This window comes from Gordonia sp. 852002-50395_SCH5434458, assembly GCF_001665905.1.
GTDB lineage: Bacteria > Actinomycetota > Actinomycetes > Mycobacteriales > Mycobacteriaceae > Gordonia > Gordonia jacobaea.
This window is the reverse complement of sequence record NZ_LZTC01000013.1, coordinates 46,476-66,142: the sequence shown is the minus strand read 5'-3', so window position 1 is coordinate 66,142 and position 19,667 is coordinate 46,476. Positions and strand designations below refer to the sequence as shown.

The following is a 19,667-nucleotide window of genomic DNA, read 5'->3' as shown; positions in this document are numbered from 1 at the left end:
TCCGTGTCTCCGACGGCTCAGACAGTGAATCCCAACGCGCGCAGCTGCTCGCGGCCGTCGTCGGTGATCTTGTCGGGGCCCCACGGCGGCAGCCACACCCAGTTGATCTCCAACTCGGTGCACAAGCCGCTGCCGATGAGCGCTGCGCGTGACTGGTCCTCGATGACGTCGGTCAGCGGACACGCCGCCGACGTCAGTGTCATGTCGATCTTGGCGACGGCGTCGTCGGTGATCTCGATGCCGTAGACGAGTCCGAGATCGACGACGTTGATACCGAGCTCCGGGTCGACGACGTCGCGCATCGCCTCCTCGACGTCCTCGAGTTGGGGCAGCGAGGTGCTCGGTGCACTCACGGGTGACTGAGCTGCGGGTGTCTGAGCTGCGGGGGTCTCGACCGGGGGCGTCTCGACTGCCGGAGTCTCTGCCAAAGGCTGTTCGGTCATGGGGCTTCCACCTGTTCTGATTCACGTTCTTCCACCGACTGCGCCAGGGCGTCCTTGAACGCCATCCAGCCCAGCAGTGCACATTTGACGCGTGCCGGATACTTGCTCACTCCGGCAAACGCGATGCCGTCGCCGATGACGTCTTCGTCGCCCTCGTCGGAGCCGCGGGAGGTCATCATCGCGTTGAACGATGCGACCGTCGCCAAGGCGTCGTCGACGCTGGCGCCCTCGAGCTGGTCGAACAGCACCGATGTCGACGCCTGCGAGATCGAGCAACCCTGCCCGTCGTAGGAGATGTCGGTGACGGTATTGCCGTCGTCGGAGAGCGCGACGCGCAGGGTCACCTCGTCACCACACGTCGGGTTGACGTGATGGACCTCGGCGCCGAACGGCTCGCGCAGCCCGCGCCCGTGCGGGTGCTTGTAGTGATCGAAGATCACGTCCTGATACATCTGCTCCATACGCATGTCAGGCGACTCCGAAGAACTTCTGCGCCTTGACGATTGCCGCGGCGAGAGCGTCGACCTCGTCATGCGTGTTGTAGACCGCGAACGACGCACGGGCCGTCGCCGCAACATCGAAACGTCGGTGCAGCGGCCATGCGCAATGATGTCCGACGCGGATCGCGACACCCTCGTCGTCGAGGATCTGCCCGAGGTCGTGTGCGTGAATGCCGTCGACGACGAACGAGACTGCACCACCGCGGTTTTCGGTCGTCGTGGGTCCGACGATGCGCAGTCCCTCGATCTCTCCGAGCGAATGCAGTGCGTGCTCGACGAGCGAATGCTCATGCGCGGCAACAGCATCCATCCCGATTGCCGACAGATAGTCGACGGCCGCACCCAATCCGACGACCTGCGAGGTCATCGGCACGCCTGCTTCGAACCGCTGAGGCGGATCGGCGTAGGTGGTTGCCTCCATCGTGACGGTCTCGATCATCGATCCGCCGGTGATGAACGGAGGCAGCGCAGCAAGAAGCTCTGCCTTGCCGTACAGCACACCGACACCCGACGGTCCGAGCATCTTGTGCCCGGAGAACGCCGCGAAATCGACGTCGAGCGCACGGAAATCGACTGGCATGTGCGGAACCGACTGGCAGGCGTCGAGCACGACGAGCGCACCGACAGCACGAGCTCGGCGAACCAACTCGTCGACGTCGGCCACGGCACCGGTCACGTTGGACTGGTGCGTGAACGCGACGACCTTCACGGTGTCGTCGAGCTCGAGTGAATCGAGGTCGATGCGGCCGTCGTCGGTCACGCCGTACCAGCGCAGGGTCGCGCCGGTACGTCGGCATAGCTCCTGCCACGGAACGAGATTCGCGTGATGCTCGAGTTCGGTGATGACGACTGTGTCGCCCTCGCCGAGTTGTCGACCACCGAACAGCGGTGCGCTGCGGTCGTCGCCGAGCGTGTAGGTGACCAGGTTCAGCGACTCGGTCGCGTTCTTGGTGAACACCGTCTCGGGTGCGGTGACACCCACGAAGGCGGCGATCTTCTCGCGGGCGCCCTCGTAGTCGTCGGTGGCCTCCTCTGCGAGCTGATGCGCGCCACGATGCACCGCGGCGTTGTGGGTCGTCAGGAACTCACGCTCGGCATCGAGCACCTGGACCGGACGCTGCGAGGTCGCACCGGAATCGAGGTAGACCAACGGCTTTCCGTCGCGCACCGTGCGGGACAGAATCGGGAAATCGGCACGGATGGCGTCGACGTCGAGCGTCGAAGCCTTGTCGGCCACGGTCTCCGTCGACATGGCTCAGCCCGCCGCAGCAGCCGTCGTGAAGCGGACGTAACCGTTCTCTTCGAGCTCGTCGGCCAGCTCGGGCCCACCGGATTCGACGACCCGACCGTTGACGAACACGTGCACGAAGTCCGGCTTGATGTAGCGCAGGATTCGCGTGTAGTGCGTGATCAGCAGGATGCCGCCGTTTTCCTCGGCCTTGTACGTGTTCACGCCCTCGCTGACGACGCGCAGAGCGTCGACGTCGAGGCCGGAGTCGGTCTCGTCGAGGATTGCGAACTTCGGCTTGAGCAGGTCTAGCTGCAGGATCTCGTGACGCTTCTTCTCGCCACCGGAGAAGCCCTCGTTGACCGAGCGCTCGGCGAACGACGGATCGATCTCGAGTGCGGTCATCGCCTCCTTGGTCTCCTTGACCCAGTGGCGCAGCTTGGGAGCCTCGCCACGGACGGCGGTCGCCGCGGTGCGCAGGAAGTTCGACATCGAGACGCCGGGAACCTCGACGGGGTACTGCATCGCGAGGAACAGACCTGCGCGGGCGCGCTCGTCGACGCTCATCTCCAGCACGTCCTCGCCGTCGAGGGTGATGGTGCCGCTGGTGACCTTGTACTTCGGGTGGCCTGCGATCGCGTAGGAGAGCGTCGACTTGCCGGAGCCGTTGGGGCCCATCAGTGCGTGGGTCTCCCCCGACTTCACCGTCAGGTCGACGCCTTTGAGGATGTGGATCGGCTCGGCGTCGGTGTCGGACTGCGCGACGTCGACGTGCAGGTCACGGATTTCGAGTGTGCTCATGTGGCTTTCTTTCTGGGGCTGGGTGATCTCGACAAGCTCGATCAGCGGGTTCGGGGCTCGATCGGCGGGTTCGGTGATCTCGACAAGCTCGATCAGCGGGTTCGGTCTCGATCAGCGGGTTCGGTCTCGATCAGCGGGTTCGGTCTCGATCGGCGGGTTCGGTCTCGATCAGCGGGTTGAAGCTCGATCAGCGGTCCACGCGCGATCAGGCGCCGGAGATCTCGAGTTCGTGTTCGATGGCGGCGGAGAGACGTTCGCGCAGTTCGGGCACCGTGATCTTGGCGATGACCTCGCCGAAGAATCCACGGATGACGAGGCGTCGGGCCTGGTCTTCCGGGATGCCGCGGGCCTGCAGGTAGAACAGCTGCTCGTCGTCGAATCGGCCGGTGGCGCTGGCGTGGCCTGCGCCGACGATCTCGCCGGTCTCGATCTCGAGGTTCGGCACCGAGTCGGCACGCGCGTTGTCGGTGAGCAGCAGGTTGCGGTTGAGCTCGAACGTGTCGGTGCCCTCGGCTTCCGGACGGATCAGCACGTCGCCGATCCAGACCGTGTGCGCCTCACGACTGCGGTCGCCGGACGGATCTCCTTGCAGCGCACCCTTGTACACCACGTTGGAGCGGCAGTTCGGCTGGTTGTGGTCGATGAGGAGTCGCTGTTCGAGATGCTGTCCGGCATCGGCGAAGTACAGACCCCAGAGTTCGACGTCGCCGCCCGGCGCCGCGTAGCGGACCAGCGGTGAGAGGCGGACGAGGTCGCCGCCGAGGCTGATCGCGAAGTGACGCAGCACGGCATCGCGACCCACCTTGATGTGGTGCGTTGCGACATGCACGGCGTCGTCGGCCCAGTCGTGGACGTTGACGACGGTCAACGCTGCCTGGTCGTCGACGATGAATTCGACGTTCTCCGCGTAGGTTCCGCTGCCCTTCTGGTCGAGGACGACGACCGCACGCGCGAAGGGCTCGAGGCGGATCTGCACGTGACCGAACGCCGTCTTGTCGACGCCGGGGCCCTCGAGTGTGATCACGATCGGCTCGCCGACCTCGACCTCGCGGGCGACGGTGATGACCGTAGCCTCGGTGAACGACGAATACGCCTGCGCCGCAATGCGATCGAACGGCACTCCACCCTGACCGAGTCGCTTGTCGTCGCGTCCGACGGTCTCGACGGTGACGCCGTCACCTGCGCCGGTGACCGAGACAGTTGCCTGTCCGTCGGCCGTCGCGCTGCCGTCGTGCAGACCGCGCAAGCGTCGGAACGGGGTGAATCGCCACGCCTCTTCACGTGAGCTGGGAACCTCGAACGCCTCGACGTCGAATGAGGTGAACAACTCACCCTTGTTGACGGGCGCGACTGTGCTGCCCGGAACCGAGACCGGGATTGTCGGATCAGCCATCAGCCGACGGCTCCTTCCATCTGGAGTTCGATGAGGCGGTTGAGTTCGAGCGCGTACTCCATCGGGAGTTCCTTCGCGATGGGCTCGACGAATCCGCGCACGACCATGGCCATCGCCTCGTCCTCGGTCAGTCCGCGACTCATCAGGTAGAAGAGCTGATCGTCGCTGACCTTGGAGACGGTGGCCTCGTGACCCATCGTGACGTCGTCCTCGCGGATGTCGACGTACGGGTAGGTGTCGCTACGACTGATGGTGTCGACGAGCAGTGCGTCGCACTTCACCGTCGAACGGCTGCCGTGCGCACCGTTGTTGACCTTGATCAGACCGCGGTACGACGCTCGTCCGCCGCCGCGTGCCACCGACTTGGAGACGATGTTGCTCGAGGTGTGCGGCGCGAGGTGGACCATCTTCGATCCGGTGTCCTGATGCTGACCCTCACCGGCGAATGCGACGGAGAGCACCTCGCCCTTGGCGTACTCGCCCGTCAGCCAGACTGCCGGGTACTTCATCGTGACCTTCGAGCCGATGTTGCCGTCGATCCACTCCATCGTGGCGCCCGCCTCGGCCTTGGCACGCTTGGTGACCAGGTTGTAGACGTTGTTCGACCAGTTCTGGATGGTGGTGTAGCGGCAGCGTCCACCCTTCTTCACGATGATCTCGACGACGGCGGAGTGCAGTGAGTCGGTCTTGTAGATCGGTGCGGTGCAGCCCTCGACGTAGTGCACGTAGGCACCCTCGTCGACGATGATCAGCGTGCGCTCGAACTGGCCCATGTTCTCGGTGTTGATCCGGAAGTAGGCCTGCAGCGGGATGTCGACGTGCACGCCCGGGGGCACGTAGATGAACGAACCGCCCGACCAGACCGCGGTGTTCAGCGCGGAGAACTTGTTGTCGCCCGCCGGGATGACCGATCCGAAGTACTCGCGGAAGAGCTCGGGATGCTCCTTGAGACCGGTGTCGGTGTCGAGGAAGATCACGCCCTGCTGCTCGAGGTCCTCACGGATCTGGTGATAGACCACCTCGGACTCGTACTGCGCCGCGACGCCTGCGACGAGACGCTGCTTCTCGGCTTCGGGGATGCCGAGCCTGTCGTAGGTGTTCTTGATGTCTTCGGGCAGGTCGTCCCAGGAAGCGGCCTGCTTCTCGGTCGAGCGCACGAAGTACTTGATGTTGTCGAAGTCGATGCCGTCGAGCTCGGCACCCCAGTGCGGCATGGGCTTGCGGTCGAAGATGCGCAGCGCCTTGAGGCGGTTCTCGAGCATCCAGTCCGGTTCGCTCTTTTTCGACGAGATGTCGGCGACCACGGCGTCTGAGAGTCCACGCTGCGCGCTCGCTCCTGCGACGTCGGAATCGGCCCACCCGTATCCGTACGTGCCGAGTGAGGCGATGGTCTCCTCTTGGGTCAATGGAGCCTGTCCATCTGTAACTGTCATCGCTGGGCCTTTCGACTCGTCTGCTTCGGGTCGGCGACGGCGTCATTGCCGGGCTGGTTGTCGCCGATCATCAGGGGGACATGCGTTGTACACGCGCAATCGCCGTTGGCGATCGTCGCGAGACGTTGTACGTGCGTACCGAGAAGCTCGGTGAACGCCGCGGTTTCTGCCTCACAGAGTTCGGGGAACTCAGCCGCGACATGTGCCACGGGGCAGTGATGTTGGCAAATCTGGACGCCGGAGCCGACCAATCTGGTGTTGGCGGCGTAACCGGCGCTGGTGAGAGCGTCGGCGATCTCTTCGACGGTGTCGGCGACCGAGCCGGACTCCGCTACGGGACGTACCCCGTCGACGATGCCCTCGATCCGGTCACGTGCGAACTCGCCGATCGCTTCCTCACCGGCGATCTCGCGGAGCTTGCGCATGGCTGCCCCGGCGAGGTCGTCGTATGCGTGTTGAAGCTTTCCGCGACCGGTCGCCGTCAATTGGAACCACTTCGCAGGCCTGCCCCGACCGCGCTCACCGCCCCGGCCGAAACCGGGCGAGGCGTGTTCGGCATCACCGGCATCGACGAGCGCGTCGAGATGACGACGCACGCCTGCTGGACTGATACCCAACCGCTCGGCGATCTCTCCCGCGGTCAGTGGCCCGTCTTCGACGAGCAGCGACACCACGGCAGCACGCGTCTGCCCGTCGGCGTGCATGGCTCCTGGATCGGCGACCACACCGGGACGGGCGCTGTCGGCAGACAGCACTGCATCACTCCGCATGGTTTTCACAACGCCAGTGTGACGTAATTACTTCCCCGCTTCCAGCAAGGGTGACCTAAGCGGTGACTCGGGTGCGGCGTCGGAAGGACACGACGAGGCAACCATTACAGTCGTCTCGTGTCAGAAACCAGTGTCCTGCGTCGTGCTGCGACGTACCTCGGGCTGAAGTCTGCGCGAGAAGCCGACACGGATTCGGACACGACGGGCGACTACGGCCGGTCGGTGGCAACACTGCACGAGACCGAGCAGGAAGTCGGCCCACTCAACGCGGAGGAAAATCGGCGACTCTTCCGGATCAAGATCTTCGGAGCCACCGGTTCGGTGCTCCTGCTGATCGGTTCGCTGGGTACCGGTCAGATCCCCGTGCTGCAGAACCCCGTCGCGGGGATGCGCCTCCTGTCGCTGCCGTCCCGGATGTGGAGCACGGCGCTGACGATGTCGATCGGCGGAACGCTGATGCTCGTCGTCGCGTGGCTGATGATCGGACGCTTCGCGGTCGGCCGGTTCAGCGTCGAGGTGCTGGAGGGTCGAAGCCCGCAGCGGCGCATGACCCGACGCCAGGCCGACTGCACGCTGCTGCTCTGGATCGCCCCGATCCTCGTCGCTCCACCCCTGCTCAGCAAGGACATCTACTCCTATCTGGCACAGAGCGCCATCGCCGAACGCGGCATGGATCCGTACTCGGTGAGTCCTGTTCGCGGACTCGGCGTCGACGACGTCCTCACGCGATCCGTACCCAATCTCTGGCGTGACACCCCCGCGCCGTATGGTCCGTTCTTCATCTGGATCGGTGAGGGCATCACCAAGATCACCGGCGACAACATCACCGCGGCGATCTTCCTGCATCGACTCGTGGCATTGCTCGGGGTTGGCTTGATCGTCTGGGCGCTGCCCCGCCTCGCACGGCGCTGCGGGGTGTCGGGAGTTGCCGCGCTGTGGCTCGGCGCGATGAATCCGCTCGTGATCCTGCACCTCGTCGGAGGCATCCACAACGAGGCGCTCATGCTCGGCCTGATGCTCGTCGGACTGGAGCTGTGTTTCGCGGGGATCTACAGCAGCGGGAGGCTGCGAGGCTCCGGATTCTGGCCGACCCAGGCGGGTTGGTTGCTCATCGCGGGCACGGCGGTGATCGCGGCGTCGTCCATGGTGAAAGTCACATCGATGCTCGCCCTCGGATTCGTCGGCGTCGCCCTCGCGAGACGGTGGGGCGCCACGCTGCCCGCACTTCGTCATGCTCCGGTGAGTACCTGGTGGTCGCGGTCGCGGGATTCGGTGCGCGCTCTCGCGGCGTCTGCAGCCTTCCTCTTCGTGATTCTCGCCATAGTCGTCGTGGGTATCTGTGCCGGCACAGGACTCGGTTTCGGGTGGACGACGACGCTGTCGACGGGCGAGATCGTCCGATCCTGGATGTCGATGCCGACGTTGATGTCGGTGAGTACCGGCAGAGTCGGCGTGTGGCTCGGTCTCGGTGATCAGACGCAGGCCATCCTCGACGTCGCGCGCCCGATCGGGCAGCTCATCGCCGCGATTTTCGTCGTCCGCTGGATGCTGGCGACGCTCGCCGGACGACTCCACCCGCTCGGCGGGCTCGGCATCGCGATGGCCACCGTCGTCTTGTTCTTCCCGTTCGTGCAGGCCTGGTACCTGCTGTGGGCCGTCATTCCCCTCGCCGCGTGGGCGACCGGTCCATGGTTCCGCGTATTGAGCATCGCGGCGTCGGCGATCATCGCGATCGTGGTCATGCCGACAAGTTCCAACACGAGCGGCGTCGTGCTCGCGCAGGGCCTGCTCGCCGGTGTGATCATGGTCGCGATACTGACGGCGCTGTTCTTCGAGGATCTGCCGTTCACCCGGCACAGACGCAGCCGCTCGACGTCGAACACCGACGCGTGACGACGTCGGGCACGGGGGCGTCGGGAGCAGCACCGTTTTCTCTCCAGCACCCCTCACCGCATAGTCTTGGCGTGTGCGCAGCACGGCTTCACCTTCACCATCGCCGGCAGACGATCCGATGACCGATCGTCGCTCTCGCGGATCCGTCTCGACGGGCTCGACGACAAAACCCGACGCCGCGGTGCGCGTTCGCGGACTGGTGAAACGCTACGACGACCGGGCCGCCGTCGATGGGCTCGACCTCGATCTGGAGTCCGGAACCGTCCTCGCGCTCCTCGGCCCCAACGGAGCGGGCAAGACCACGACGGTGGAGATCTGTGAGGGGTTCCTGCACGCCGATGAGGGCAGCGTGTCGGTGCTCGGCCTCGACCCCTGGCGCGACAACGACAGACTCCGCACGCGGATCGGCGTCATGCTGCAGGGTGGCGGCGCCTATCCCGGTGCTCGCGCCGAGGAAATGCTGCGGCTGTGCGCCGCGTACTCAGCCGACCCCATCGATCCCGATTGGCTGCTCGACGCTCTCGGTCTCGAATCGGCCGCGCGTACCCCGTTCCGACGCCTCTCCGGTGGTCAGCAGCAGCGGCTCTCGCTCGCGTGTGCCATCGTCGGCCGACCCGAACTGGTCTTCCTCGACGAACCCACCGCAGGACTCGACGCCCAGGCACGCCTGGTGGTCTGGGAGATCATCGACCGTCTGCGCGGAGACGGCGTCTCGGTGTTGCTCACCACCCACCTCATGGACGAAGCAGAAGAACTCGCCGACCAGGTCGTGATCATCGACCACGGCAAGGTCGTGGCGAACGGCACCCCGGCGGAGCTGACGAGTCGCGGGGCCGAGAACGAACTGCGGTTCACCGCACCGCGCGGGCTCGACCTGACGATGCTCGAACTCGCGCTGCCCGAGGACTATCGCTGTACCGAACCACTGCCGGGCAATTACCTGGTCAGCGGCGACGTGACACCACAGGTGTTGGCGACGGTGACCGCGTGGTGCGCCAAGATCAACGTTCTCGCCACCGATCTGCGCGTCGAGACCCGCAGCCTCGAGGACGTCTTCCTCGACCTCACCGGACGGGAGTTACGTCGATGACCGCCGCACGCACACGGTCGACGTCGCAGTTCCCGCCGGGAACCTTCGCCCCGCACCCGCAACCCGCGTCGCTTCCCGCGATGCTCGCCGCGCAGACGCGGCTCGAGTTGACCCTGCTGCTGCGCAACGGCGAGCAGTTGCTGCTGACGATGTTCATCCCGATCACCCTGCTGATCGGATTGTGTCTGCTACCCCTCGACACCGACCTCGGCACGACCAACGCCGAACGCGCGGCGACCTTCGTGCCAGCCATCCTGACCGTCGCGGTCATGTCGACCGCATTCACCGGACAGGCCATCGCCGTCGGGTTCGACCGACGGTACGGCGCACTGAAAAGGCTTGGGGCGACGCCGATTCCGCGGTGGGGCATCATCGCGGGCAAAGCGATGGCAGTCGTCATCGTCGTCATCGCACAGGCGATCCTGCTCGGATTGATCGGCGTCGCATTCGGATGGCGTCCCGAACCCGTCGGCCTGCTGATCGGCGCGCTGATCATCGCGCTGGGCACGGCTGCGTTCTCCGCTCTCGGATTGCTGCTCGGCGGAACACTCAAGGCAGAGATCGTCCTGGCGCTGGCCAATCTTCTGTGGTTCGCGATGCTGGGCATCGGCAGCCTCGTCGTGATGTCGTCGCGTGTACCCGACTCGGTCTGGTGGGTGGCTCGCGTGGTGCCATCCGGCGCGTTGACCGAAGCGCTGCAACAAGCTGCCGATGGGCGTGTCGACGTCTTCGGCGTAGTGGTTTTGCTGGCCTGGGCCGCCATCGGCTCTGCGCTGGCGGTGAGGTGGTTCCGATTCCAATGACGACGTCAGATACGCGTACCGAGCGCTCCCCCGAATCCCCAGATGCCGCATCGCAGGACACCACGACCCGGCGTCGTGGCCTGTTCGGCCGCGTCCCCGGATTCGCAGACCCGACGGCGCGTTCGGTCTATGGCTGGGCCATCGCACAGTTGGTCGTCAATGTCGGCATCGTCGTCACCGGCGGCGCGGTACGCCTCACCGGTTCCGGTCTCGGCTGCCCGACGTGGCCCCAGTGCACCGACGGTTCCTTCGTTCCACATCAGGCGCTGGGGATGCACGGAGCCATCGAGTTCGGCAACCGGATGCTCACCTGGGTCCTGGTCGTCGTGGCCATCGGGACGTGGCTCGCGGTGTTCCGTCGACGCGGCTCGACGCGCGGCGACCGCTGGCTGGCAACACTCATCGCGCTCGGCATCCCGTTCCAGGCAGTCATCGGCGGCATCTCGGTGCTCACCGATCTGAATCCGTGGGTCGTCTCGCTGCACTTCGTCTTGTCGATGGCGTTGGTGTCGTTGGCAACCGTTCTGGTGTTCCGGACCTCGCCGCACGAGCGTGACAAGACGACGAACATCGTGGCGGCCCGCCTCGGCAGCGCCCTGTCGTGGCTGATTTATGTCCTCACCTGGGCGACCATCTACGTAGGGACCGTCGTCACGGGATCGGGCCCTCACGCGGGTGACGCCGACGCGCCGCGCAACGGACTCGACCCGGGCGCGATGACGCAGCTGCACGCCGACTTCGTGTTCGTGCTGGTGGGTCTGGCGTTGGCGGTGGCCGTCACCGCACGGGTTCTCCAACTGCCGCAGACCCGTGCCGCGCTCATCTACGTCGGGCTGCTTGCACTGCAGGGCGTGATCGGCGGCATCCAGTACGCCACCTACCTTCCGATGGCGTTGGTCATCGCGCACATGCTCGGTAGCGCGCTGCTGATGATCGGCGCCACGTGGCTCGTGCTGTGGTTCGGCAGTGATCAGCGAGCGGACAGTGCTCAACTATCGGGCGGGGATCAAACCGACCAGGTCGGCCAGCGCGAACGCGGCGACGCACCCGTCAACTGATCGGGACCGCCCCGCCGAACCGTCAGATGATCGCGCTGTTGCGCGCCTTGGGGAAGTGCTCGGAGTGGGCAACCCAGCCGGCCATCTTGCGATAGTGCTCGGGCGACACGGTCGCCTTCGACGTCAGTTCCCGATCCCACTCCCCGATTTCAAGGCCGGGCACGGCGTCGACGACGGCATGCGCGGTCGCGACGTCGTCGACGACCCGGTCGCCGAGGTATCCGTTGGACTCCCCGACGAGCGTGATGCGCACCCCGGCGGTGCCGATGGGCTGCAGGACGGCTTTCGCGGCCCCACCTTCGGTGGCGACGAACTTCTTGATCGACGCGACGACCGCGGCAGGCGCCTTAACCGGCGCTGCCGAGCTCTCGACGCTGTCACTCTCGGCGGTTTCGGTGTTCTGCTCGTCGCTCATGGTCTGTAGAGCATACCGACCGGCGGCCGGTGGCCCATCCGAGGTGTGCGGCAGCCGCAGACTTGGCAGAGTTGTCATCTATGAACTCGCCCGCGCAGGAGCGCGAAATCCTCACCTGGGAACTCAACGGCGTCGCCTGCCGCGAGCTTGCTCAGACGGTCGCCGACGACGGCTACGTCCCCGACATCATCATCGGGATAGCCCGCGGCGGTCTCATCCCCGCCGGAGCAATGGCATATGCCCTCGACTGCAAGCTGATGCTCTCGCTCAACGTCGAGTTCTACACCGGCATCGGTGAGACGCTGTCCGAGCCCGTGATGCTCCCCTCGCTGCTCGAGAGCAGCGGCCTGCACGATCAGCGGGTGCTGGTCGTCGACGACGTCGCAGACACCGGAAAGACGCTCAAACTTGTCGACGACTTCTGCGAGCAGCAGGGTCGCGTCGCCGAGGTCCGCAATGCGGTGATCTACCAGAAGCCGCACACCATCACGACTCCCGACTATTGCTGGCGCACCACGGACAAGTGGATCAACTTCCCGTGGTCGGTCGACCCGCCGGTCGTCGGCACGCGGAACTCCAGCAGCGAATCAAACCCCTAGCGCGGCGTTCGGTACCGGCGACGGCCAGAATTCGGCGCCGTGTAGAAACGACTCATGCGCGCAATTCAGGTGACACATCATGGCGGTCCCGAGGTGCTCAACTACGGGACGGTCGACGACCCCATCCCCGCTCCCGACGAGGTGATCGCGCGGACCAGCGCGATCGGGGTCAACTTCATCGATACCTATCTACGACGCGGCATGTACCCGTCGACCCCGCCCTACGTCCCGGGCACCGAGGGTGCGGGAGAGATTATCGCGGTCGGCAGCGAGGTCACCGACCTCGAGCCGGGCCAACGAATCGCGTGGGTCGACGCGCCCGGTTCGTACGCCGAACTCGTCGCGGTGCGCGCCGCCCGCGCGATCCCGGTCCCCGACGGCGTTCCCGACGTCGTTGCAGGCTCGACGATGCTGCGCGGCCTCACCGCCCACTATCTGCTCGACGGCAGCGCACACCCGGTTTCCGGTGACACGATCCTGCTCCACGCGGGCGCCGGCGGCGTCGGCCTGATCCTGACGCAGCTCGCCAAGCGTCGCGGCATCACGGTGATCACCACGGTGTCGACAGACGAGAAGGCAGCGTTGTCGACGCAGGCAGGCGCCGACCACGTCCTGCGATACGGTGACGACCTCGTCGGACAGGTCCGTGAACTCACCGACGGCAAGGGCGTGCCGGTGGTGTACGACGGCGTCGGAGCCGACACCTTCGAACAGTCACTGGCCTCGACCGCGGTGCGCGGGATCGTCGTCGTGTTCGGGGCGGCGAGCGGACCTGTCCCGCCGTTCGATATCCAGCGGCTCAACCCGGCGGGCTCACTGTCGGTGACGCGCCCGACGCTCGGCCATTTCATCGCGAACACGGACGAATTGCGGTGGCGTTCGGGTGAATATTTCGACGCCGTTCTCGACGGCCTCGATGCCCGAGTCGGCCAGGAATATCGCCTTGCCGACGCCGCGCAGGCCCAAACCGACCTGGAGAACCGGATCACCACGGGAGCAACCGCACTCATTCCGTGAGGCGGTCACGAAACCTGCGGCCACTCGTCAGAAGTAGCTGGCGATGGTCGGCAGGTTGACGACGGCGTCGATGGCGAGTCCGCAGAACAGCGCCGCGAGGTATTCGTTCGACTGCAGGAACACCTTCAACGGTGCCACCTCGACGCCGCGTCGAGTGTCGCGGTAGAGCTTGTGCACACGGTTGAGGAACCACACGCCTGCCAACACCGCGACGCCGGCGTAGATCCAGCTCGCAGCTCCGATGAGCAGGAACGAGCAGATCACGGTGAGCCACGTGTAGATGAAGATCTGGCGGGTGACGTGCTCCTCGGTGGCGATCACCGGCAGCATCGGCACGCCTGCGGCCTTGTAATCCTCGCGGTAGCGCATCGCCAGTGCCCAGGTATGCGGCGGCGTCCAGAAGAAGATCACACCGAACAGCACGATCGGCTGCCAACTGAGCGAACCCGTGACCGCCGCCCAGCCGACCAGCGTCGGCATGCATCCGGCTGCACCGCCCCACACCACGTTCTGCCAGGTGCGGCGCTTGAGGATCAGGGTGTAGACCCCGACGTAGAAGATGATCGTGGCGGATACGAGAAGCGCACTCAGAAGGTTCGCCGACCACCACAGGACAGCGAACGACGCCACCCAGAGCAGCAATCCGAAGATCAACGCATTGGTTCTCGTCACCGCGTGACGGGCGAGCGGACGCTTGGCGGTGCGTCGCATCTTCTTGTCGATGTCGGCGTCGACGACCATGTTGAGCGTATTGGCGCTCGCCGCACCCAACCAACCACCGAGCAGCGTGAACGCGATGATTCTGAGGTCGACGTGTCCACGATCTGCCTGCAGCATGACCGGGATGGTCGCCACCAGCAGCAATTCGATGACACGAGGCTTGGTGAGCGCGATGTACGCCATCACCGTGCCGCGTACGCGAGCAACGAAACTCGTGTCGGCGGTCGTGTTCGATTCGCTGACGGGGCGGTCAGAATCCACCTCGGACGTGCCGCGAGAAGTGGCGGAACCATCTCCGCTCACACGCTCACCGATCCTCACGTCAACTCCCCTGCCCCGCCGACGATTCGGCTCGCGGGCATTTCCGACTACTACTCAGCATGGTAGACGCTGGGGTGTTCGATCAAAGAATTGAGGCTCCGCGCCGTAGCCGACCTGCGAAGACCGGCTGACATGACGATCGTTACCGGCCACCCCCCACACCGACGGCACCGGCCGATTACTCTGGTCATCGTGGGTCGAAAGGCCCTGCATCAGCACTCGGACGTAACGCCCGCGAGTTGGCGTTCGCCCGACGCACCAGCACCACACGCATCACGCAGGCACCCCAACACGTACAGGAGACGGCACACGTGGCTGATACCGACGAGATCCGCGAACGCACCGAGGCGGCCTACCCCGAGGACTGGTCCGACGTGGACACGCGCGCGGTCAACACGGCTCGCATTCTTGCTGCCGACGCCGTCCAGAAGGTCGGCAACGGACACCCCGGCACCGCGATGAGTCTCGCTCCACTGGCTTACACGCTCTACCAGCGCGTCATGCGTCACGACCCGGTCGACACCACCTGGGTCGGTCGTGACCGCTTCGTCCTGTCGTGTGGACACTCGAGCCTCACGCAGTACATCCAGCTCTACCTCGGCGGATTCGGACTCGAACTCGGCGACCTCGAAGCGCTCCGCACCTGGGATTCGCTGACGCCGGGACACCCCGAGTTCCGTCACACCAAGGGCATCGAGATCACGACGGGTCCGCTGGGTCAGGGACTCGCGTCAGCCGTGGGCATGAGCATGGCGTCGCGCTACGAGCGTGGCCTCTTCGACCCCGACGCCGCGCCAGGAGCCAGCCCCTTCGATCACTTCATCTACGTCATCGCCTCCGACGGCGACATCGAAGAGGGCGTGACGTCCGAGGCGTCGTCGCTCGCGGGCACCCAGGAGCTGGGCAACCTGATCGTGTTCTACGACCAGAACCAGATCTCGATCGAGGACGACACCACCATCGCGCTCGGCGAGAACACCGCGCTGCGCTACGAGGCATACGGCTGGCACGTGCAGACGGTCGAGAGCGGCGAGGACGTCGTCGCGATCGAGGCGGCAATCGAGGCGGCCAAGAAGGTCACCGACAAGCCGTCGCTGATCTGCGTGCGCACCATCATCGGCTACCCCGCTCCCGACAAGATGAACACGGGCGCCGTCCACGGCTCGGCTCTCGGCGCCGACGAGGTCGCCAAGACCAAGGAAGCTCTCGGATTCGATCCGGACAAGAACTTCGACGTCTCCGAAGAGGTCATCAGCCACACCCGCAAACTCGTCGAGCGCGGGATCGAGGCCAAGGAATCGTGGACCAAGGCGTTCGACGCCTGGGCAGGCGCCAACCCCGAGAACAAGAAGCTGTTCGACCGCCTGTATGCACATGAGCTGCCCGAGGGCTGGCGCGATGTGATCCCGACGTGGGCTCCCGGCGACAAAGACCTCGCGACCCGCGCGGCGTCGGGCAAGGTGCTCTCAGCACTCGGCGGCATCCTGCCCGAGCTGTGGGGCGGTTCGGCCGACCTCGCAGGCTCGAACAACACCACCATGGACGGGGCGGCGTCGTTCGGCCCGACCGCGATCTCCACGAAGAAGTGGTCGGCCAATCCGTACGGCCGCACACTGCACTTCGGCATTCGCGAGCATGCGATGGGCGCCGTGCTCTCCGGGATCGTGCTCCACGGACCGACACGGGCATACGGCGGTACGTTCCTCCAGTTCGCCGACTACATGCGTCCGTCGGTCCGGCTGGCGTCACTCATGGAGATCGATCCGATTTACGTGTGGACGCACGATTCGATCGGACTCGGCGAAGACGGCCCGACCCATCAGCCCGTCGAACATCTCGCCGCGCTGCGTGCCATCCCCCACCTCGACGTCGTACGTCCCGCTGATGCCAACGAGACCGCAGCGGCATGGGCGCATCTCCTGACGCGTCGAAACCATCCCGTCGGCCTGGTGCTCACCCGACAGAACGTCCCGGTCCTCGAGGGAACGTCGGTCGAGGGAGTCGCCGCGGGCGCCTACGTGCTCAGCGACTCCGACGACGACCCGCAGGTCGTCATCATCGGCACCGGCTCCGAGGTGCAGTTGGCACTCGAGGCACAGAAGACTTTGGCCGAGAAGGGAATCGCGGCCCGCGTGGTGTCCATGCCGAGCATGGAGTGGTTCGACGAACAGCCACAGGGTTACCGCGACTCGGTGCTGCCTCCCGCAGTGCCACGGGTATCGGTCGAGGCTGGTATCGCGATGCCGTGGTACCGCTGGGTGGGCAACGGCGATCAGATCGTGTCGCTCGAGCACTACGGCGCATCGGCCGACTACAAGGTCCTCTACGAGAAGTTCGGCATCACCGCCGAAGCCGTCGTCGCGGCGTCGCTACGCGCAGTGGCGGGCTGATCACCGGACGAGATCCACAACTAAACATCGAAATCCCAACCGAGGCACACCCACTAGAGGCGCTCCCACAAGGAACGCACTGCCGGAGGAGAGAACCGTGACACAGAACGAGAAGCTCGCAGAATTGTCCGCAGCCGGGGTTTCGGTGTGGCTGGACGACCTGTCCCGAGATCTGATCAGCTCGGGACAGCTCCAGGAACTGATCGACACCAAGTCGGTGGTCGGTGTGACGACCAACCCGTCGATCTTCCAGGCCGCATTGTCGAAGGGCACCGCGTACGACGACCAGATCAACGAACTGGCCGCGCGCGACACCGACGTCGACAGTGCGGTCCGGACGCTGACCACCGACGACGTCCGTAACGCCTGCGACGTCCTCAAGCCCGTCTTCGACAGCACGAACGGACTCGACGGTCGGGTGTCGATCGAGGTCGATCCGCGTCTTGCACACGACACCGACAACACCGCCGCGCAGGCCGTGGAGTTGTGGAAGATCGTCGACCGTCCCAACGCGCTGATCAAGATCCCGGCGACCAAGGAGGGCCTGCCCGCGATCTCCCGCACCCTCGCGGAGGGCATCAGCGTGAACGTCACCCTGATCTTCTCGGTCGAGCGCTACCAGGAGGTCATCGACGCTTACCTGAACGGACTCGACGCCGCACTCGCTGCGGGACACGACATCTCGAAGATCCACTCGGTTGCGTCGTTCTTCGTCTCCCGCGTCGACACCGAGGTCGACAAGCGCCTCGACGCGATCGGCACGCCACAGGCCGTGCAGCTCAAGGGCTCTGCCGCACTCGCGAACGCTCGCCTGGCCTACCACGCCTACCAGCAGGCGTTCGAGATCGACTCCCGCTTCCCCGCTCTGCGAGAGCAGGGCGCGTTGCCGCAACGCGCACTCTGGGCATCGACCGGTACCAAGAACCCCGACTACGCCGACACGCTCTATGTCAGCGAACTCGTCGCTCCCAACACGGTCAACACCATGCCGAGAAAGACGATGGACGCGTTTGCCGACCACGGCTGGGTCGACACCAAGTCGATCGTGGGTCGCGCCAAGGAGTCGCGTGAGGTCTTCGACGCCATTTCGGCTGTCGGCGTCGACTTCTCGGACGTGTTCAAGGTGCTCGAGGACGAGGGCGTGACCAAGTTCGTCGACGCGTGGACCGACCTCCTCGGCGCAACCGAGGAGCAGCTCTCCGCTGCGAAGAAGAGCTGACGTAGGTGGCAGACACCGCGGGATGGAAGAACCCGCTGCGCGACCCACGTGACAAACGTCTCCCTCGTATCGCAGGCCCGTGCAGCCTCGTCATCTTCGGCGTCACCGGAGATCTCGCACGCAAGAAGTTGATGCCGGCGGTGTACGACCTCGCCAATCGGGGGTTGTTGCCGCCGTGGTTCGCGCTCGTCGGTTTCGCCCGACGGGATTGGGACGACGAGGATTTCGCGAAAGTCGTCCACGACGCCGTTCGCGAGCACGCAAGGACAGGCTTCCGCGAGGAGGTCTGGGAACGTTTGTCGGAGGGATTTCGGTTCGTCCAGGGTTCCTTCGACGACGATGCAGCATTCGACCGCCTGCACGAGACGCTCCTGCGGCTCGACAAGGAGCGCGGCACGGACGGTAATCACGCCTTCTATCTCTCGATTCCGCCCAACGCGTTCCCCACGGTCTGCGAGCAACTCGAACGCAGTGGGCTGGCCGCCGAGGAAGGCGACAACTGGCGTCGCGTGGTGATCGAGAAACCCTTCGGGCACGATCTGCAGTCGGCCAAGGAACTCAATGCCATCGTCAATGCCGTGTTCCCGGAGTCGTCGGTGTTCCGCATCGACCACTACCTCGGCAAGGAGACGGTGCAGAACATTCTCGCGCTGCGCTTCGCGAACCAACTGTTCGATCCGCTGTGGAGTTCGCACTACGTCGACCACGTCCAGATCACCATGGCCGAGGACATCGGCCTCGGCGGACGTGCCGGCTATTACGACGGCATCGGTGCCGCGCGCGATGTGATCCAGAACCATTTGCTCCAACTCATGGCACTGGTCGCGATGGAGGAGCCGATCTCGTTCGAGCCCAAGCAATTACAGGCCGAGAAGATCAAGGTGCTCTCGGCGACGAGCAACATCCTGCCTCTCGACGAGAACACTGCGCGCGGCCAGTACGGGCCGGGCTGGCAGGGCAGCCAGAAGGTCCCGGGACTCCTGGAGGAGGAAGGGTTCAGCGCCGACTCCATCACCGAGACCTACGCGGCGATCGCGCTCGAGGTGGATTCACGACGCTGGGCGGGCGTGCCCTTCTACCTGCGCACGGGAAAACGCTTGGGCCGCAGGGTGACCGAGATTGCACTGGTCTTCAAGCGTGCACCGCACCTTCCGTTCGACAAGACGATGACCGAGGAGCTGTCGCAGAACGCACTCGTGATCAGAGTGCAGCCGGACGAGGGCATCAGACTGCGGTTCGGGTCGAAGGTGCCCGCGTCGAGCATGGAGGTCCGCGACGTCAACATGGACTTCAGTTACCGCACGGCGTTCACCGAAGCATCTCCCGAGGCCTACGAGCGGCTGATCCTCGACGTGCTGCTCGGTGAGCCGTCGCTGTTCCCGGTCAACGACGAGGTCGAATTGTCGTGGAAGATCCTCGATCCCGTCCTCGACCACTGGGCGCAGTCCGGGCGTCCCGACACCTACGAGTCGGGCACCTGGGGACCCGACTCCGCCGACGAAATGATGGCCCGCACCGGACGAACGTGGCGTCGACCCTGACCCGGCCGAGCCCGATCGTCCGGTTTTTGCCGC

At 65.3% G+C, this 19,667-nt stretch carries 18 protein-coding genes; 9 read left to right on the top strand and 9 right to left on the bottom strand.

All coding sequences use genetic code 11. From position 1 onward, the window contains the following. Positions 1-17: 17 nt before the first annotated feature. The 7 genes from A5785_RS02560 to A5785_RS02525 all read right to left on the bottom strand — a co-directional run bounded on the left by A5785_RS02560 (position 18) and on the right by A5785_RS02525 (position 6,568). Complete coding sequence (locus A5785_RS02560; protein WP_064864423.1) at positions 18-443, bottom strand: metal-sulfur cluster assembly factor; 426 nt, start codon at positions 441-443, stop codon at positions 18-20. Beyond that, positions 440-910, bottom strand: a complete 471-nt coding sequence (gene sufU, locus A5785_RS02555) for a Fe-S cluster assembly sulfur transfer protein SufU (protein WP_064864421.1) — start codon at positions 908-910, stop codon at positions 440-442. Before sufU ends, A5785_RS02560 begins: the two co-directional genes overlap by 4 nt. A 1-nt stretch (position 911) precedes the next feature. Continuing rightward, entirely contained in the window at positions 912-2,195 is a 1,284-nt protein-coding gene (locus tag A5785_RS02550; RefSeq protein WP_005202783.1) for a cysteine desulfurase, read from the bottom strand. A 3-nt stretch (positions 2,196-2,198) separates the two neighbouring features. Next, complete coding sequence (gene sufC / locus A5785_RS02545; protein ID WP_005202779.1) at positions 2,199-2,972, bottom strand: Fe-S cluster assembly ATPase SufC; 774 nt, start codon at positions 2,970-2,972, stop codon at positions 2,199-2,201. A gap of 205 nt (positions 2,973-3,177) precedes the next feature. Further along, on the bottom strand, positions 3,178-4,365 hold the full coding sequence (gene sufD / locus A5785_RS02535; protein ID WP_005202777.1) for a Fe-S cluster assembly protein SufD: 1,188 nt from the start codon (positions 4,363-4,365) through the stop codon (positions 3,178-3,180). Further along, positions 4,365-5,798, bottom strand: coding sequence for a Fe-S cluster assembly protein SufB (gene sufB, locus A5785_RS02530; protein WP_005202775.1), 1,434 nt, complete (start codon positions 5,796-5,798; stop codon positions 4,365-4,367). The genes sufD and sufB overlap by 1 nt, the downstream gene beginning before the upstream one ends. Beyond that, the gene (locus A5785_RS02525; RefSeq protein WP_051993727.1) at positions 5,795-6,568 is read right to left on the bottom strand and encodes a helix-turn-helix transcriptional regulator; all 774 of its coding nucleotides are present in this window, start codon (positions 6,566-6,568) and stop codon (positions 5,795-5,797) included. Before A5785_RS02525 ends, sufB begins: the two co-directional genes overlap by 4 nt. A gap of 117 nt (positions 6,569-6,685) precedes the next feature. On the opposite strand from A5785_RS02525, the gene mptB reads away from it, so the two are divergent. The 4 genes from mptB to A5785_RS02505 all read left to right on the top strand — a co-directional run bounded on the left by mptB (position 6,686) and on the right by A5785_RS02505 (position 11,412). Continuing rightward, on the top strand, positions 6,686-8,461 hold the full coding sequence (mptB, locus tag A5785_RS02520) for a polyprenol phosphomannose-dependent alpha 1,6 mannosyltransferase MptB (RefSeq protein ID WP_064864419.1): 1,776 nt from the start codon (positions 6,686-6,688) through the stop codon (positions 8,459-8,461). A gap of 118 nt (positions 8,462-8,579) precedes the next feature. Further along, positions 8,580-9,551: an ABC transporter ATP-binding protein gene (locus tag A5785_RS02515; protein ID WP_064864417.1), complete on the top strand. Its 972-nt coding sequence runs from the start codon at positions 8,580-8,582 to the stop codon at positions 9,549-9,551. After that, on the top strand, positions 9,548-10,354 hold the full coding sequence (locus A5785_RS02510; protein WP_064864415.1) for an ABC transporter permease: 807 nt from the start codon (positions 9,548-9,550) through the stop codon (positions 10,352-10,354). Before A5785_RS02515 ends, A5785_RS02510 begins: the two co-directional genes overlap by 4 nt. Then, positions 10,351-11,412 (top strand): COX15/CtaA family protein, encoded by a 1,062-nt coding sequence (locus A5785_RS02505; RefSeq protein ID WP_064864413.1) that lies wholly within the window; start codon positions 10,351-10,353, stop codon positions 11,410-11,412. Before A5785_RS02510 ends, A5785_RS02505 begins: the two co-directional genes overlap by 4 nt. Before the next feature lie 22 nt (positions 11,413-11,434). On the opposite strand, the gene A5785_RS02500 is transcribed toward A5785_RS02505, so the two are convergent. After that, positions 11,435-11,827 (bottom strand): hypothetical protein, encoded by a 393-nt coding sequence (locus tag A5785_RS02500; protein WP_005202760.1) that lies wholly within the window; start codon positions 11,825-11,827, stop codon positions 11,435-11,437. Positions 11,828-11,907: 80 nt separating this feature from the next. Here A5785_RS02500 and A5785_RS02495 point away from each other — a divergent pair, with 80 nt between their 5' ends. Both A5785_RS02495 and A5785_RS02490 read left to right on the top strand, forming a co-directional pair. After that, positions 11,908-12,426 (top strand): phosphoribosyltransferase, encoded by a 519-nt coding sequence (locus tag A5785_RS02495; RefSeq protein WP_064864411.1) that lies wholly within the window; start codon positions 11,908-11,910, stop codon positions 12,424-12,426. Between the two features lie 54 nt (positions 12,427-12,480). Next, a complete protein-coding gene (locus tag A5785_RS02490; RefSeq protein WP_005202755.1) occupies positions 12,481-13,443 on the top strand; it encodes a quinone oxidoreductase family protein in 963 nt (320 codons plus the stop codon). 27 nt (positions 13,444-13,470) lie between these two features. On the opposite strand, the gene A5785_RS02485 is transcribed toward A5785_RS02490, so the two are convergent. Further along, entirely contained in the window at positions 13,471-14,466 is a 996-nt protein-coding gene (locus A5785_RS02485; RefSeq protein ID WP_039854561.1) for a heme o synthase, read from the bottom strand. A 329-nt stretch (positions 14,467-14,795) separates the two neighbouring features. On the opposite strand from A5785_RS02485, the gene tkt reads away from it, so the two are divergent. From tkt to zwf, 3 genes are all read left to right on the top strand, one after another. Next, the gene (gene tkt / locus A5785_RS02480; protein WP_039854560.1) at positions 14,796-16,874 is read left to right on the top strand and encodes a transketolase; all 2,079 of its coding nucleotides are present in this window, start codon (positions 14,796-14,798) and stop codon (positions 16,872-16,874) included. 97 nt (positions 16,875-16,971) lie between these two features. Next, entirely contained in the window at positions 16,972-18,093 is a 1,122-nt protein-coding gene (tal, locus tag A5785_RS02475) for a transaldolase (protein WP_005202750.1), read from the top strand. A 5-nt stretch (positions 18,094-18,098) separates the two neighbouring features. Continuing rightward, positions 18,099-19,634, top strand: coding sequence for a glucose-6-phosphate dehydrogenase (gene zwf / locus A5785_RS02470; protein ID WP_005202749.1), 1,536 nt, complete (start codon positions 18,099-18,101; stop codon positions 19,632-19,634). Positions 19,635-19,667 lie beyond the last annotated feature (33 nt).